Annotated in this window: 14 protein-coding genes; 6 read left to right on the forward strand and 8 right to left on the reverse strand. The window is 71.2% G+C overall.

Features of this window, described 5'->3' with window-relative positions; all coding sequences use genetic code 11:
* Nucleotides 1-3: 3 nt before the first annotated feature.
* The 7 genes from HS045_RS30205 to HS045_RS30235 all read right to left on the reverse strand — a co-directional run bounded on the left by HS045_RS30205 (nt 4) and on the right by HS045_RS30235 (nt 5,717).
* Complete coding sequence (locus tag HS045_RS30205; protein ID WP_196455015.1) at nt 4-408, reverse strand: roadblock/LC7 domain-containing protein; 405 nt, start codon at nt 406-408, stop codon at nt 4-6.
* The gene (locus HS045_RS30210) at nt 405-1,646 is read right to left on the reverse strand and encodes an ATP-binding protein (RefSeq protein ID WP_196455016.1); all 1,242 of its coding nucleotides are present in this window, start codon (nt 1,644-1,646) and stop codon (nt 405-407) included. Before HS045_RS30210 ends, HS045_RS30205 begins: the two co-directional genes overlap by 4 nt.
* Before the next feature lie 935 nt (nt 1,647-2,581).
* On the reverse strand, nt 2,582-3,337 hold the full coding sequence (locus HS045_RS30215; protein ID WP_196455017.1) for an SAM-dependent methyltransferase: 756 nt from the start codon (nt 3,335-3,337) through the stop codon (nt 2,582-2,584).
* Nucleotides 3,338-3,354: 17 nt separating this feature from the next.
* Entirely contained in the window at nt 3,355-4,068 is a 714-nt protein-coding gene (locus HS045_RS30220; protein WP_196455018.1) for a hypothetical protein, read from the reverse strand.
* Entirely contained in the window at nt 4,065-4,361 is a 297-nt protein-coding gene (locus HS045_RS30225; protein WP_196455019.1) for a hypothetical protein, read from the reverse strand. Before HS045_RS30225 ends, HS045_RS30220 begins: the two co-directional genes overlap by 4 nt.
* A 145-nt stretch (nt 4,362-4,506) precedes the next feature.
* Nucleotides 4,507-4,899 carry a hypothetical protein gene (locus HS045_RS30230; protein ID WP_196455020.1) on the reverse strand — a complete coding sequence of 131 codons (393 nt, stop codon included), beginning with the start codon at nt 4,897-4,899 and terminating at the stop codon, nt 4,507-4,509.
* Entirely contained in the window at nt 4,896-5,717 is an 822-nt protein-coding gene (locus HS045_RS30235; protein ID WP_196455021.1) for an SAM-dependent methyltransferase, read from the reverse strand. The genes HS045_RS30230 and HS045_RS30235 overlap by 4 nt, the downstream gene beginning before the upstream one ends.
* 496 nt (nt 5,718-6,213) lie before the next feature.
* Between HS045_RS30235 and HS045_RS30240 the strand changes: the two genes are divergently transcribed.
* The 3 genes from HS045_RS30240 (at nt 6,214) to HS045_RS30250 (ending at nt 9,669) form a co-directional block, all read left to right on the forward strand.
* Nucleotides 6,214-7,596 carry a hypothetical protein gene (locus tag HS045_RS30240; protein WP_196455022.1) on the forward strand — a complete coding sequence of 461 codons (1,383 nt, stop codon included), beginning with the start codon at nt 6,214-6,216 and terminating at the stop codon, nt 7,594-7,596.
* A 32-nt stretch (nt 7,597-7,628) separates the two neighbouring features.
* Nucleotides 7,629-8,105: an SAM-dependent methyltransferase gene (locus HS045_RS30245; protein WP_196455023.1), complete on the forward strand. Its 477-nt coding sequence runs from the start codon at nt 7,629-7,631 to the stop codon at nt 8,103-8,105.
* Between the two features lie 82 nt (nt 8,106-8,187).
* Nucleotides 8,188-9,669, forward strand: a complete 1,482-nt coding sequence (locus HS045_RS30250; protein WP_196455024.1) for a hypothetical protein — start codon at nt 8,188-8,190, stop codon at nt 9,667-9,669.
* On the opposite strand, the gene HS045_RS30255 is transcribed toward HS045_RS30250, so the two are convergent.
* A complete protein-coding gene (locus HS045_RS30255) occupies nt 9,666-10,676 on the reverse strand; it encodes an NAD-dependent epimerase/dehydratase family protein (RefSeq protein ID WP_196455025.1) in 1,011 nt (336 codons plus the stop codon). The two genes, HS045_RS30250 and HS045_RS30255, sit on opposite strands and share 4 nt — an antisense overlap.
* Before the next feature lie 228 nt (nt 10,677-10,904).
* On the opposite strand from HS045_RS30255, the gene HS045_RS36305 reads away from it, so the two are divergent.
* From HS045_RS36305 to HS045_RS30270, 3 genes are all read left to right on the forward strand, one after another.
* Nucleotides 10,905-12,824: an ABC transporter ATP-binding protein gene (locus tag HS045_RS36305; RefSeq protein WP_196455026.1), complete on the forward strand. Its 1,920-nt coding sequence runs from the start codon at nt 10,905-10,907 to the stop codon at nt 12,822-12,824.
* Nucleotides 12,821-13,537, forward strand: coding sequence for a trans-aconitate 2-methyltransferase (locus tag HS045_RS30265; RefSeq protein ID WP_196455027.1), 717 nt, complete (start codon nt 12,821-12,823; stop codon nt 13,535-13,537). The genes HS045_RS36305 and HS045_RS30265 overlap by 4 nt, the downstream gene beginning before the upstream one ends.
* A 223-nt stretch (nt 13,538-13,760) precedes the next feature.
* Entirely contained in the window at nt 13,761-14,282 is a 522-nt protein-coding gene (locus HS045_RS30270) for a hypothetical protein (protein WP_196455028.1), read from the forward strand.
* Nucleotides 14,283-14,517 lie beyond the last annotated feature (235 nt).

Raw genomic sequence — 14,517 nt, forward strand, 5'->3', positions numbered from 1 at the left:
CGGTCATGAGTGAATCGGGGCGCCGTTGCGTGGCGGGCTGGTCATCTCCTGGCCGAGCCGGCCGACGTGGTGGTGCACGCGGAAGAGAATCATCTCCAGGTCCGCCTCGCTGGTGCAGGAGACCACCAGGTAGGAGCCGGGGCCTGCGGCCACGGCGATCAGGTAGCCGCTGTCGAACTCCACCAGGGTTTGCCGCCACAGGGCGTTCGGGCTGTCGGCGCTGAAGGGTGCGGCGGCGCGGCTGAGGGACTGCAGGCCGGTGGCGGCCGCGGCGAAGGTGTCGGCCGCATCCCGGGTGATCCCGGCCGAGTGCGCCTGCATCAGGCCGTCGGCGCTGAAGACGACCGCGTGCCGGACGCCCGGCAGGTTCACCAGATCGTCGAGCATCCAAACGGGGGTGTTGGTCATGACGGATTCCCTTCCGGTGACGGCGAGACGGTGGTGCGGGCCTCGCGCGGAGCCCGTTGAAAAGCACCCGCGACGGCGGCGGCCTGCTGCGGCGAGCGCGGCGGCGCGGCGGCGGCGGGTGGCTGGGCCTGCTGAAGCGCCGGGTCGGCGGCCCGGCGCCGCCGCTGCGGGTAGAGGCCCGCCGCCGGGGCGGCCAAGGCGGCCGGGGCGGGAGTCGGGGGCGGCAAGGTGGGCACCTCGGGGACGCTGGGGTGGGCGAGCAGCTCGGTGGGCAGCAGGATGACGGCGCGCACACCGCCATAGGGCGAGGGTGAATCCACGCTGACCTGGAAGCCGTAGCGGTGGGCCAGCGCCCCGATGGCGGCGAACCCGATCTTCGGAGGATCGCCGAGCCGGGTGACGTCGACCGGCTGCGCGCCGGACAGGATCTCGGTGGCGTGCCGGTGCTCGTGCTCATGCATACCGATGCCGCCGTCGTCGATCATGATGACTGCCCCGGTGTGCACCGGGTAGACGCTGACCTCCACACCGGTGGTAGGCGGCGAATGGCGGGCGGCGTTGTCCAGCAGCTCGGCCACGGCCAGCACCACGGGTTCGACCACCCGGCCGAGGAGCGCCAGGTCGGGCCGTGCGGTGGTGCGCACGCGCGGATAGTCGCGGATGCGGGAGGTGGCGCCGCGCACCACGTTCTCCAGGGGGACATCGCCGCGCTGCTGGCCCGGCCAGGCTCCGCACAAGACCGCGATCGCTTGGGCGCGTCGGCCGAGCTGGGCGTTCATGTGGTCGATTCCCAGCAGGTCACTGAGGATGTCCGGGTGGTCGTAGCGGCGCTGCATGGCGGAGATGGCGTGGCGCTGCTCGCCGGCCAGGCTCTGCATGCCGCGCATCGTGGCCGCCAGTGTGGCGCGTGCCGCCTGGTCGGCGCGGCCCAGCGCGGCGCGGACGTGGTGCTCCAGCAGCCCCATCGCCGCCTGCACGCTGCGGCCGAACGTTGAGGACTCCAGATGGGGATGCAGCAGCCCGGGCACCGGCACCGACGGCTGGATCAGAGACTCGGCCAGCGCGGGAAGCCGGGTCTCGACCAGGTGGCGGGTTTCCTCATCGCGGGCACGCAGCTCGCCGAGCAGTTCGGCGTGCCGGCGGTGCAGGGCGGCGGACAGGCGCCACTGGCGCACCGCGACCACTGCGGTGACCACCAGGCACAGCGTGAGGAGCACCTCGATCAGGAGATGTGACATGGGAGGTCCTCGGGGTCGAGAGCGGATGGGCCGGGCGCGGTGTCATGCCTGCCGCGGCTGGTGCTTGGGGGGTGATGCCGTCCTGGTGCGGCGGGGTTACGCGGGCCGGCCGACACCATGGGGGAGGTGTCGGCCGGCCCGCACGCGCACGCCCTGAGAGCCGAACTTGTCGGGGGCGTGCGAGCGGGAAGCGCGGCGGCCGCGCCGGGCCCCGTGGGGTCCGTCCGCCGCGCTGGTCTGGAGGTCAGGCTGCCGTGGTGAGGCGGCAGCCGGGAAGCTCGGGGACGCGAAGAGGGGAGTCAATCTCCCGTTTACCGCCACTTACCGGCGCTTTCGGCGTTTTCAGGTTCAATATCTTGTCGGTCATTCGTATCCCATGCGCAGAGCAGTCGGGCGTCCACCGGCCTGCGTGATGATGGTGGATGAAGCCGCACCGGCATCACGCCCGGCAGCCGTGTCAGGACAGGGGATAGCTCAGGGTGATGAGGCTGTCGCTGAAAAGCGTCCACCGGGCTGCCCCTGCCGTGCATCTGGTAACGCGCTCTTCCTGTTACCGCACGTCATCTCCGCCTCCCGGCGCATGCCCTGACGCGCTGCGAGATAGTTCATGCGGGCAACTCCCATGGCTAACGAAAACCACCTGATCGTCCGTACGGGTGGCAATTATGGACCATGTGCAAAGCCATATGAAAGGTGAGTGCACAAGAAAATCAGGATGGTTTCGACATCTCGTCTCAAAGAGTCAGCGAGCGGGCACCCAAGCGACGGGCATGATGGTTCGCCCTCAGCGCTAATTCCCACAGCAATCCATGTCAGAGCGCATAGAGTCAATATCACAGTCAACCCGCTGAGGCGGCGGTGCGGCATGGCGTCCGCGGGCGGAGCCCGGACCGCGCCTCGGAGGTCATGCGCCCGGCCCGAGACGCGCCGGGCGGTCACGGCTCTCGCCTGCCGATGGCACCGACGACCCGGTAGTGCCGATGAGTCGACGTGCTCGGCCGGTAGCCGGGCATCCGCCAGACGCGCACGTCGGTCATGCCCGGGCGCGGCAGCGCCCAGCCCGCCATCAGTTCCCGGACGTACTTACGGGTGTGGGGTTCGGCAGAGGGGGCGGGCAGGGCGTTGACCGTCCTGGCCGACGATTCGGCCGATGACTCGGCGTCGTTGTGGACCGCCTGGGAGACCACCAGCCGGCTGCCGGGTGCCGCACGCTCGTGCAGCGCCGCGGCGATCGCGCGCGGCTCGGGCTCGTGGGCGGTGATCCCGCCCAGGATGATTCCGATAGGCCGGAGAAAGTCCAGCACCGTCGCTGCGTCCTCGCGCGCCAGCGCCGCGGCGATGTCACCGAGACCACCCGGCACCATATGCACGTACGGCGTGGCCGCCGGAGTCAGGTAGGCCAGGCCGTAGCGCAGCGGTTCGGCCTCGTCGTCAAGGTAGAGCATCCGGGCGGCCGGGCGGCGCCGCTGGACGATCTCGTGCACGCTGGTGCCGTCCAGCAGCCCGGACGGGACCTGCAGGTACTGCTCGATGCCGGAGTCGACCAGAAGGGCGGCGGCGTATCGCAGGAAGTCGCGGTGCGCTCTGAACAGGGTCGTCGACACCAGCGGGGGCTCGCGGTAGGGCCAGCTGCGCGGGCGGCGTGTCGCGGCGGTGGGCCAGGCAGGCGCGGACGCCTCACCATTGATCATCGTGTCTCCTTCCGCGGTCAGGCGGCGGAGGTGAGGGAACGCTCCTGCCGGTTGATGGCGGTGGCGCAGGCAGGACAGGTGCGCTCCAGGTCAGGGTCGAACGGCGGTGACCACTCCCCGATCAGGATCAGGTTCGCGCGGGTGCCGCAGGCGGCGGTCACGGGTCCGTTGCGGTGCCGGAGCGGGAGCCCCGCGGCGTGCCGGAGGCGGTCGCCGGTCAGGGCGGTGCCGTACTCGGGCGGGCGCGCGGGCTCAGGCGCGGCGGGCGTGATGGCCAAGTCCTCCAGGTGGAAGGTGAAGCGGTGCGCTCGGCCACCCGGAGCGGGAACCGACTCCTCCAGCTCCACCAGGGCGTGGGTGCCGCCGCGCAGCGCGACGATCTTTCCGCACTGGCCCACGAGGTAGGTTCTCAGCGCGTACAGGTCGCCGTGGCTGAGGAAGATCCGCTCGACCCGGGCACAGTCGCCCAACCGCGGCTTTCGCCCGGACGCGCCCGCGGTGATCAGCTCCAGACCGGAGACCGCCAGCGTCCAGGTGCTCTGCCGACCGGTCACCGACGGCGGGCCGGTCGTATCGACGGCCACCTCGGCATGCTGGCCGCCGGCCAGGACGGCGGTCACCGTCCCGGTGCGGCCGATGATCCACTGCCCCTTGCGCCCGTCGATGAAGCCGCCCTTCAGCGAGTGGATGTAGACGGTGTCGCCTGCGGCCAGCGGGCGCGCGGGCGTCACCGGGCTTTCCTCTGCACGCGCCAGGCCCGTGCCTGCCAGCGGTGGCAGGCGGCCGTCAGGTCCGCCAGGGCGCGGGCGGTGACGGTGAAGGTCCAGGCGCCGTCATCGGTGCGCGAGAAGGTGACGGCGCCGGGCCGGGCGAGCTGATGCAGGCGCAGGAGCTGTACCTGGACGACGGTCAGGCGGCCGTGCCAGGTCGCCACCCATGCGCCGGCGTCGTGCGGGCCGGGCCGATGGTGGAAGCTGAAGCCGAGGTCGGGTCGTACATAAGCGGGGGCGGTACCGCTGAACATGACAGTGGTTCTCCTCGTGGCGGTCGTGCGGGCCGACCGGGCCTCGTGGGGAGGGCCGCGGCCGGCCCGCATCACGCGTCCAGGGGTGCGGGCGCGCGTGGGAGCCGGCGGACAGACGGTGGTCCGCGCCTGCCCGCCGGCCGTCTCATGGCCTCACCGGCGGCGGAGGCGCAGGCGAGGTGGGCGGGGATGGGGAAAGCGTCGCGAGCACGATCTCGGTGACGCGGTGGGAGATCCGCACGGCCGCCCGGTCGACCTGGTCGGCTGGGTGGTGGGCGATGAGCTCGCGGCCCGGTCGGCGGCTGCGGGGGTCGGTGGTGCGTCCGGTCGGCCAGAAGAACACCGTCCCGTCCGCGTCGGCCGCCACCATCAGCAGCTCCCCGATGCGCAGTCGCGGGCCGTCGTGGTCGTCGACGAGGTGCGGGCGGACGCGGTGCGGCTCCAGGGCGGTCAGCAGATGCCGCAGGGCGGTCCGGTCCCGCGGTGGACGGGCGGCTCGGCGCAGCATGTCCGCGGCGGGGCCGGTGAGCGGGATCACGGCTTCACCCCCACGGCGGCTAGACCCGCCGGTGGGCCGGGCGGCACACCTTCCTCAGGCGGTTTCGGCCAGGCGTGCACGGACACCAGGCCGGGGTTGAGCAGCTCCAGGCCGGGACCGTGCGGTCCCGGGTCGGTGAGCAGGCGCTGGATCTGCGCGGCGGTGCGCGGGTGGACATCGACGGGGTAGATGTCCTTGGCGGCGGCGATCTGCTCGGGGTCGTGCCCGTCGCTGGTGGCGTGCGAGAAGATCAGCATGCTTCCGGCGGTCAGCGCCTCCATGTAGGAGGTGATCGTCTTCGCTGCGGTGCCGTCATCCCAGAAGTGGGCCAGCGCCCCCATGATCAGCCCTGTCGGCTGCGCCGGGTCGATGAGCCCGCACGCCTGCGACAGGGCCAGCGCCTCGTCGGGGTGCAGCGCGTCGCCCAGGACGGCGGCCAGCCCTGCGCCGTGCTCGCCGTACAGCAGCCCCTGCCAGTGGGTGATGACCGCTTTTTCGTGGTCGAGGTAGACGAACCGGATGTCCTCCTCGATCGTGCGGGCCACGTCGTGCAGGTTGCGGTCGGGCCGGGGCAGGCCGGCGCCCAGGTCGAGGAACTGGCGCACGCCGCGCTGGGACGCGGCGCGGACGGCCGCTTCCAGGAAGGCGAGGTTGGCGCGGGCGGCCTGCCGCACCGCCGGTATCAGCACGGTGAGCTGCGCGGCGACCTCCCGGTCTGCGGCGAAGGCGTCTTTCCCGTCGCTGGACAGTCCTTGATAGACCCGGTAGACGGCGGGCGTGTGCGGGTCGAATCCGCTGGTGCTCGTGTGCTCGGTCATCTCGAAGGACCTTCGGACGCGGGGGCAAGGCGTGATCTGATCATGGTGGGTGACGTGGTGACATGGGGATGTCGCAGATGGTGACTTCTGAAGGTGTCCCGTGTCCGTTTCGGACACGGGATCGGACATCCCGGGGGCGCCGCATCGGAAGCCCGCGGCTCCGCCGCAACGGAGCCGCAAGGCATCCGGCCGGGCCTGGCGGCCGTCGCTGCGGTGGACCCGGATGGAGCCCTCATCGGTTCCCCCCTTCGGGCGGATGTCATCGGCGGACATCTTCCAGCGAACCGTGATCAAGGCCGGATGAGTATGGGGTCAAGACCTGCAGGGTGGTCAAAGTGGTCAAAGATCATCTGCGGGCCGGATGGGAGCTTGTGGCCATTCGCCCCGACAGCGCCGATGCTGGCGACTACGGTGAGCTGCACGACGTGGCAGCGGCCCCGCCGCCCACGCACGCCGGTCAAAGTGGTCAAAGATCCGTCTGGCACGGAGGCGCCCCATGACGCGCGAACGAAACGAGCGCCTTGCCGCGCTGCTGAGTGAAGCGGGCTGGTCACGGGCGCAGGCCGCGAGTGCGTTCAACCGCGTCGCCCAGGAGAACAACCTGCTCGGCTACACCTGCGTCGGCCGTTCCCACATCAGCATGTGGGTCGCCGGGACGCAGCCATCAGGCGCGGCCCCCATAATCTTGTGCCAGGCACTGTCCCGCCGCCTGAAGCGTGTCGTCACCCCCGATGAGCTCGGGTTCGCCGTTCCCAACGCGTCCGCGCAGCAGGTGCTGGAATGGCGCGTCGACCCGCTGATCGCGCTGACCGACGTGGAGAGAACGGACGTGGACGCAGACCGCAGAAGCCTGTTGAGCGGCGCGGTGTACTCGGTGGCCGCCTTGGCGCTGCCCGACCAGGAATGGTGGGAAGCCATGGCCGCCCGCTCCCCCGCGCCGACCAAGCATCAGCGGGTCGGGCGCGGTGACGTGACCACCGTTCAGGAGCTCACCGCGGCCTTCTCCCGGATCGACCAGCGGCGCGGCGGCGGCCACGGCAGGAAGGCGCTGGTGCAGTACCTGCATACCGACGTCGCCGCGTTCCTGCACGGGACATTCCCCGACGAGCAGGTCCGGCGGGACATGTTCTCCGCCGCCGCGGAGCTGGCCTACCTGTCCGGCTGGATGGCTTTCGACAGCGGCGAGCACGCCCTGGCCCAGCAGTACTTCACTCTGGCCGTGAAGCTGGCGGCGCGCGCCGATGACCCTCCGCTGGCCGGCCACATCCTGCGCGCCATGGCGCACCAAGCCATCGACCTGGGGTTCGCCGCCCAAGGCCTCAGCCTGGCGACGGCCTCGATGGAAGGCCGGCGCTACACCTGCGCCACCCCCCGGGAGCGGGCGCTGCTCGGGGTCGTGCGCGCCCGCGCCCTGGCCGCGAGCGGCAGCAAGCAGGCCGCGGCCAAGGCGCTGCTGAAGGCCGAGGATGATCTCGCCTCGGCCAGCGCCGACATCGAGGAACCACAGCGCACCTTCTTCTTCGCCGAGGCCTCGCTGGCCCATGAGACCGCCTGCACGTTGCGGGACTGCGGTGACCGCCAAGGCGCCATCCGCCAGTTCCGGCGCAGCGTCCGCACCCGCGGGTCCGCTTTCCGCCGCACCCATGTCGTGACGCTCGGATACCTGGGCGCCACGCAGATCGCCGCCGGCAGCGTGGACGAAGCCTGCGTCAGCTGGAGCACCGCCCTGGACGCGATGGAGGAGGGCATCTACTCGGGGCGGGCCCGGCAAGCGGTCGTCGACATGCGCCACCTGCTGTCGCCGTACCGGCACCGCAAGATCGCGGCCATCACCGAACTGGACGCGCGAGCCGCCTCGTACCTGGCCCACGTAGATTGATCACCTCACGACGAAGGGACGAGGGCACACCCATGGCAGACTCACTGACGATCCTGCCCATCGGCACCGTGGTCGGCGGGCGGACCGAGCCGACCGACGACCACTGGAGCGGCACGGCGATCATCCGCCTGAACGCCGACTTCCCCCTCGAGGTCGTCCAAGGCCTGGAGGAGTTCTCCCACCTGCTGGTCGTCTGGCACTTCCACCGGGCCGCACCTGAGGATGTCGCTCTGCACGCCCGCAGCCCGCGGGGCAATCCCGCCTGGCCGGCCACCGGCACGTTCGTGCACCGCAACCACCGCCGGCCCAACCAGCTCGCACAGTCCTTCCCCCGGCTGGTGAAGGTCGACGGCCTGGACTTGCACGTGACCGACCTGGACGCGATCGACGGCACCCCGGTCTACGATCTGGCGCCCTACTTCATCGAGATGGGCCCCCGGGGCGCGGTACGCGAACCCGCGTGGCCGGGCGAGATGCTCACCGACTACTGGGGCGAGGCGCAGGACTGAAACACCCGCCGGGGACCGCAGGTGCGCGCCGCCCCGTGTCCGCTTCGGACATGGGGCGGACGTCTGCCCGGACATCTGCCGCATGACGCTTCCACCCGCCGAGGCGGCGGCTTACGCTGCGGTCGACAAGCACCCGCCGGAAAGGGTCGGTTACACCGTGGAGCAGGTGGAGGAGACCTACCTCAAACAGCTTGCGCGCGCCCGCGGACTGCTGAAGTACGCCAAGTTCCTGGAGTCCTACCGGCGCACCGGGGTCGGGCTCGGCCTGCGAAACCCGGATGTCACCACCCGTCAGTACCGGCGGTGGCTGGCCGGGGATGTGAAAACCGCCCCGAACCCGGACGCGTGCCGGATTCTGCACGACATGTTCAACTGCCAGGTGGAGGACCTGTTCCGGCTGGTTCCGGTCACCGCACCCACCCCGGTCGGCGCGGATGAGGTCATCGACCTGTCCCCGGCCGCAGGCGCCATCTGGAGCACCTATGAGCCCCCGCCCGCCGCACGCACCCTGCACGAGTTGATGATGAGCGCCGCTGAGCAATCCCGACAGTCCGCCGCCCAGGCCGAGGCCGCGATCGGCCGCAGCACCCTGGAGCTTTTGGAAGCGGACGTGGTCCGCACCGCCCGCACCTACCTGTCGCAGTCCCCGGTCGTGATGTTCCCCAAGGTCAACGCGTTGCGGACCCAGGTGGAGACGCTGACCGGCCAGACCCGGCAACCTGAGCAGGTGCGCACCTTGACGTTCCTCAACGGGCTGCTGTGCGCGCTGCTCGCCGAGGCCAGCATCGACCTGGGCGAGCACCGGTGGGCGCACGATCACGCCACTGCGGCGTGGACGCACGCCAACAACATCGGCCACGGGCCGCTGGCGGTGTGGGCGCGCGGGATGCAGGCGACCAGCTCGTACTGGTCCGATGCTCCCTCCGACGCGCTGGTCGCGGTGCACCGCGGTGAAGAGCACCGCCCGACCGGGGTACCGAGCGCCCGGCTGAACAGCATCAAGGCCCGCACCTGGTCGCATCTGGGCGACGCCGACCAGGTGCTGCAGGCGGTGCGGGCCGCCCAGGACGCCCGGGCCGCCGCCTCAGGCGAGGACGACGACCTGGCCTACGTCGGCGGCGTGTTCGAGTGGGACCGCATCCGGGAGGAGCGGTGCGCCTCCACCGCGTTCCTGGAGCTCACCCAGCGCCGCCACAGCGAGCTGGAGGCGGCGGCGCTGCGCTACTTCACCGGCCTGATCATCGAGCACGCCGGGCAGGCGCTGGAGCTGTCGCGGGCCGCGCCGGCCGATCAGCGTTCACCCATCGTCGAGGCGACCATCCTGCTCGACATGAGCACCGCCCAGCTGCTGCTGGGGGATGTGGCCGGCGCGCACGCCACGCTGCGCCCGGTGTTCGCGCTGCCGGCGGACATGCGCACGTTCCCGGTACTGCACCGGCTGCGCGGCCTGCGGGCCCCGCTGGCCGCGATGCCGACCATCCGCGCGGTGCACGACCTGCGCGAGAACCTGGCCGTCTTCGCCGCCGCCTCCACCGTGCGGGCGCTTCCCCCGGGCGGTGCCTAGTCGCCGCCGCGGCGGGCGTCCCACGCGGCGAGGATCTGCTCCTCCCGCTGCCGGGAGATGCCCAGCTCGGCGAACCGCTCCCCTTCCAGGGCGATGCCGCCGCGCACCCACTCCCACGTGTCGGCGACGGTCGCGGCCAGCGGCCGGCACACCAGGCCGGCGCCGCGGGCGCGGGCGGCGTCCACGTGCCAGGTGCCCGGGTAGTCGCGCCACAGCGGCAGGCCCACCCATTCGGGGACGCCCTGCTCGCGAAGGAACGCATCAGCCACCCATTCCAGTTCGCCCTTGACCCCGGTCACCTCCTGGCACAAGCCGAGGAGTTCACCGATGGTGGAACTGCCGATCGGCGCGGTCAGGTTGTAGGAGCCCGCCAGGTCGCGTTCGGCGGCATCGAGGGCGAAGCGGGCGACGTCGCGCACGTCGATCGGCTGGATCGGCCAATCCGGCCGTCCGGGCGCCAGGATGCGGCCGCCATCCTGGACGCGGTTCAGCCACCACGGCAGGCGGCCGACGTTCTCGTGCGGGCCCAGGATCACTCCGGGCCGCAGCAGGGTCGCCCGGGAGGCGTAGGTGGTGGTGACGGCCAGCTCGGCGCCCGCCTTCAGCCGGCCGTACTCATCGGCGCCGGACTCGCCCGGCGGGCCGACCGGCGTGTACTCCCGCACCGGGGAGTCATCATCCAGCGGGTCGGTGGGCCAGCCGGTATAGACGTTCACGGTACTGATCAGGATGTACCGGCCGACGCTGCGGGCCAGGGCGCGCGTGGAGGCCTCCACCAGCGGGGTGGTCATGCCGCTGGTGTCGATCACCGCGTCCCACGGGCCGCGGGCGGCGAGCACTTCCAGGTCCTCGTCACTGGTGCGGTCTCCGCGGATCGCCGTCACCCGGGGAAGATCAGGGCCGGAGCGGCCGCGGTTGAACGTGGTGACGTCGTAGCCGCGCTGCAGGGCGTCGGCGGCCAGTGCCCGCCCGAGAAAGACGGTGCCGCCGAGGAGGAGGATGCGCATGCTCTGATCCTGGCGTGACGGGATTTCTCCGTCCAGGCCGGGCGAATCGGTAAGTCCGCCGACAGCGCGAATCCGCGTGGCTCGTCCCGCTGGGTCCGTGCATCCCTTCGGGTGAGGCCGGATGGCCCCGCCCGGTTGCCCTCCCGTCCGATGAGGAGCTCTTCGTCGGCTATGGCGCACCGCGCCTTGCCGCAGGACCCCTCCCGACCCTGAACAGGAGCCGCTGACGTGGCTGATGAGACCGCGGTCACCGACACCGACGCCACCCCCCGGCAGCACAGCGAAGAGCTGACATTCAACTTCAGCGGTGGTGACAGCGCCGAACTGGCCCGGCATCTGACCGGGCGCAGCCTCGCCGCCCGCCTGCCGTCGCTGGTGCGCCGCTCCTTCGTCCTGGCCTGGGCAGTGGATCGGCGCTCGACGATCATCCTGCTGGCCTGCCAGGTCGTCTCCGGTCTGCTGGAGGCGCTCGGCCTGCTGGCCACCACGGCGGCGCTGGCCGCGCTGATCCAGTCCGCCCGCGATCCGGCGAACCTGGTCGCGGCCCTGCCGTCGGTGGCGGTCCTGGCCGGGGCGGCCGGGCTGCGCGCGGTGCTCGGGATCGCGATCCAGAGCTTGTCGAACCGGCTCGGGCCGCGGATCGCCCGGGAGGCCGAATACCGCATGCTCCATGCGGCCACGAACGCCGAGATGGCCGCCTACGACCACCCCGGGTTCAACGACCGCTACGACAAGGCCGACCGGGGCGTCGAGGTCAGCCGGAGCATGATCGGCCAGTCGCAGAACCTGGTGTCCTCGGCGGCCACGCTGATCGCCGCGGCCGTGGTCGTCACCGCGCTGGCGCCGCTCCTGCTGCCGCTGCTGGTGCTGACCGCGGTGCCGCAGGCGCTGGCGTCGGTCGCGGGCGAGCGCGTCACCTACCTGGCGACGCTGCGGACCTTCCACGACCGGCGGATGCTGAGCATGCTGCGCTGGCACCTGTCCCACAAGGACCAGGCCGACCAGATCCGCACCGACACCCTGGCTCCCTACCTGCTGGGCAAGTACCGGGCCAGCGGCGCCCGGGTGGACCGCACCGTCGACGAGGCCACCTGGCAGCGCGCCAAGATCAGCCTGCTGGGATCGGCGGTCAGCGGCCTGGCCGCGGCGCTGATGTGGGCCGGGGTGATGGTGCTGCTCGGCACCGGCACCATCGGTGCGGCCGTCGCCGGCACGTTGGTGTTCGCGCTGCGCTCGGCCGCCGGCGGGCTGCACGGCATCGTCGGCTACGGCACCGAGCTCATGCGCACCGGCCGGTACATGGACGACTGGGAGGACTTCATCGACGAGGCGGCCGGGCAACGTCTGGACCGCGGCGACATCGTCCCGGGCCGCCCCCGGCACGTGGCCCTGCACCAGGTCACCTACCGTTACCCCGAAGCCGAGTCCGACACCTTGCGCGAGGTGGATTTCGAGGTCCGCCGGGGAGAGATCGTCGCCGTGGTGGGCGAGAACGGGTCCGGCAAGACCACCCTGATGAAGCTGCTGTCGGGCTTGAACCTGCCCACGCACGGGGTGGTCACCTGGGACGGCATCAGCACCCGCGACCTGGATGCGCACGCGGTGTGGAAGCAGTGCGCGGTCGTGCCGCAGGAGTTCGCCCGCTGGCCGATGACCGCCCGAGAGAACATCACCCTCGGCCAGCCCTGCCCCGAGGCCGATGACGCGGTACGGCGGGCGGCCGCCGCCAGCGGCGCCGACGCGGTGATCGCGGTGCTGCGCAGCGGCCTGGACACACTGCTGGCCCGCGAATGGTGGGGCGGGGTGGCCCTGTCGTCGGGGCAGTGGCAGCGCATCGCGGGCGCCCGGGCGATCCACCGGGATGCCGGGCTGCTGGTGATGGACGAACCCACCTCCGACCTCGATGCCCGCGCCGAGCACCGCATCTTCACCGGGCTGCGTGAGCTCGCCAAGGACCGGGCGGTCGTGCTGGTCACTCACAACCTTTCCAACACCGCGGTCGCCGACCGGATCGTGGTCATGGAAGCCGGGCGCGTCATCGACGAGGGGACGTTCACCGAGCTGACGGCCCGGCCGGGACTGTTCCGTGACCTGTGGCTGTTGCAGCACGATCGCGTCAGCTCTGCCGGGTCGGAGGGCGCGCCGTGACGGCTGAGACCCGATCAGTCAACGGCCGGGCGTGGGAGCGGTACGGCGGCCATCACCTGCGCCGGGGAACGGTGATGCAACCGGCCTCGGATATCCGGTGGGGGTTCGGCAGCGCGGGGCCCGGCACGCGGGTGCTGGGCCCGCTGGCGGGCCGCCGGGTGCTGGATCTGGGCTGCGGCACCGGCCGGTACGCCGCCCATCTGGCCCGCCACCATCACGCGCATGTCACCGGCGTCGAAAGCGCACCGGCTCAGCACGAGCGGGCCGTCTCCTCCTACGGATCGATCCCGGGCCTGACGCTGGTGCAGGCTGACGCCGTCGACTACCTCCAGGAAACCGCCCCGTTCGATGTGATCATCAGCGTTCACGGGGCGTTGTGCTTCACCCCTCCGGCGGTGCTGCTGCCCGGCATCTTCACCGCGTTGCGGCCGGGCGGTCTGCTGGCCGTTTCCGTGCTGCACACCAACTACCTCGGCGAGGGCCCGGCGGAGACGGTCGAACCATCGCCGCAGCGGCTGCAGATCGCCGGCCACGACCCCGACACGGTGTACCGGTGGGTGCTCGAGCCCGCGCTGTGGTGTCGGCTCCTGGGCGAGCACGGCTTGACCGTCACCACCATCGACCGTATCGACAGCGAGGTCGACGGCGACCCGACCTCCTGCCGGCTCATCCGGGCCACCCGCGCCCCCGCGGACGGGCGGGATCTGCGGTGACCGCGGCCCCTTCGCCTGATGGTCGCGGCACCGCATCGGAGGTGGCCGTTCGACGAGGCGCCGGAACAGTGGCTTCACTGAGTCCGGAAGTTTTCATGGCAGCTACGGCGTGTCACAGGTCCGCTGATCGTGGACGTGCTAGATTCCGCGACTGGAGGAGTCCAAGGTCCGATGAAACTGTTTCTTTCGGGCCGTGGCCACAGCTGAAGGAGGAGGGTGCGGGATGCCTCAGAATCATCTGGGGGAGCGGGTGCAGACGATGATCCGCCCTGGCCCGGGCCTGCGTAAGCGGCTGGACGCCGGCGCTCTGAGAAAGGGCTACGGCACCCGCAAGACCAGCCGTTACCTCGTTGACCTGCTCCGTGTCCTGCACCCGGATCCGGAGGTCTACGGTGCGGCGGCCGCGGCTGGAGCGTCGCTGGTGGACTCCCTGCTGGAGGCGGCTTCCATCGTGGAGGACAACGACCGCCAGGATCCGGTGCCGACGATGATTCGTCCCACCCCGGCGCTTCGCAAGCGGCTGGACAACGGCGCTCGAAGCTGCGGATACAGCAACCTGAATCGTTACCTGGTCACCTTGCTCAGTGCCCTGCATCCGGACCCGGAGGCTCATGGCCCTGCGGCTGAAGCCGGGGCGTCGCTGGTGGACGTCCTGCTGGAGGTGGCTCGGAACATGCACGACCGGCAGATGCTGCTGGACTTCGAGCTTGCGTCGATGCGGGCCAAAAGCACCGTCGCAGCTTGACCTGTTCAGCTAGCTGACGCACCTCAGGAGGACGAGAAGGAGGAACCCCGCTCAGGCCGGATAGCTCACCGGCTCTAGGCGACAACGACAGACCCGCAAAATGAAGCGGGCCCTCGCGCAACTACTTGGCGGTTGCGGCGCGAGGACCCTCTACAGAACCCCGGCCCGGCGCGTGTCGGCTGGCGAGCTCTCGCGTGCCTGGCCGGTCCTTCAGGTCTGGAGACCACGATAGACG

Origin of the sequence: Planomonospora sp. ID82291 (assembly GCF_015711645.1) — a bacterium.
Classification (GTDB): Bacteria; Actinomycetota; Actinomycetes; order Streptosporangiales; family Streptosporangiaceae; genus Planomonospora.

What these genes read in the sequence shown, in the direction of transcription:
- HS045_RS30205 (WP_196455015.1), bottom strand. Translation starts at nt 408, where the DNA reads ATGACCAACACCCCCGTTTGGATGCTCGACGATCTGGTGAACCTGCCG.
- HS045_RS30210 (WP_196455016.1), bottom strand. Translation starts at nt 1,646, where the DNA reads ATGTCACATCTCCTGATCGAGGTGCTCCTCACGCTGTGCCTGGTGGTC.
- HS045_RS30215 (WP_196455017.1), bottom strand. Translation starts at nt 3,337, where the DNA reads ATGATCAATGGTGAGGCGTCCGCGCCTGCCTGGCCCACCGCCGCGACA.
- HS045_RS30225 (WP_196455019.1), bottom strand. Translation starts at nt 4,361, where the DNA reads ATGTTCAGCGGTACCGCCCCCGCTTATGTACGACCCGACCTCGGCTTC.
- HS045_RS30235 (WP_196455021.1), bottom strand. Translation starts at nt 5,717, where the DNA reads ATGACCGAGCACACGAGCACCAGCGGATTCGACCCGCACACGCCCGCC.
- HS045_RS30240 (WP_196455022.1), top strand. Translation starts at nt 6,214, where the DNA reads ATGACGCGCGAACGAAACGAGCGCCTTGCCGCGCTGCTGAGTGAAGCG.
- HS045_RS30245 (WP_196455023.1), top strand. Translation starts at nt 7,629, where the DNA reads ATGGCAGACTCACTGACGATCCTGCCCATCGGCACCGTGGTCGGCGGG.
- HS045_RS30250 (WP_196455024.1), top strand. Translation starts at nt 8,188, where the DNA reads ATGACGCTTCCACCCGCCGAGGCGGCGGCTTACGCTGCGGTCGACAAG.
- HS045_RS30255 (WP_196455025.1), bottom strand. Translation starts at nt 10,676, where the DNA reads ATGCGCATCCTCCTCCTCGGCGGCACCGTCTTTCTCGGGCGGGCACTG.
- HS045_RS30270 (WP_196455028.1), top strand. Translation starts at nt 13,761, where the DNA reads ATGCCTCAGAATCATCTGGGGGAGCGGGTGCAGACGATGATCCGCCCT.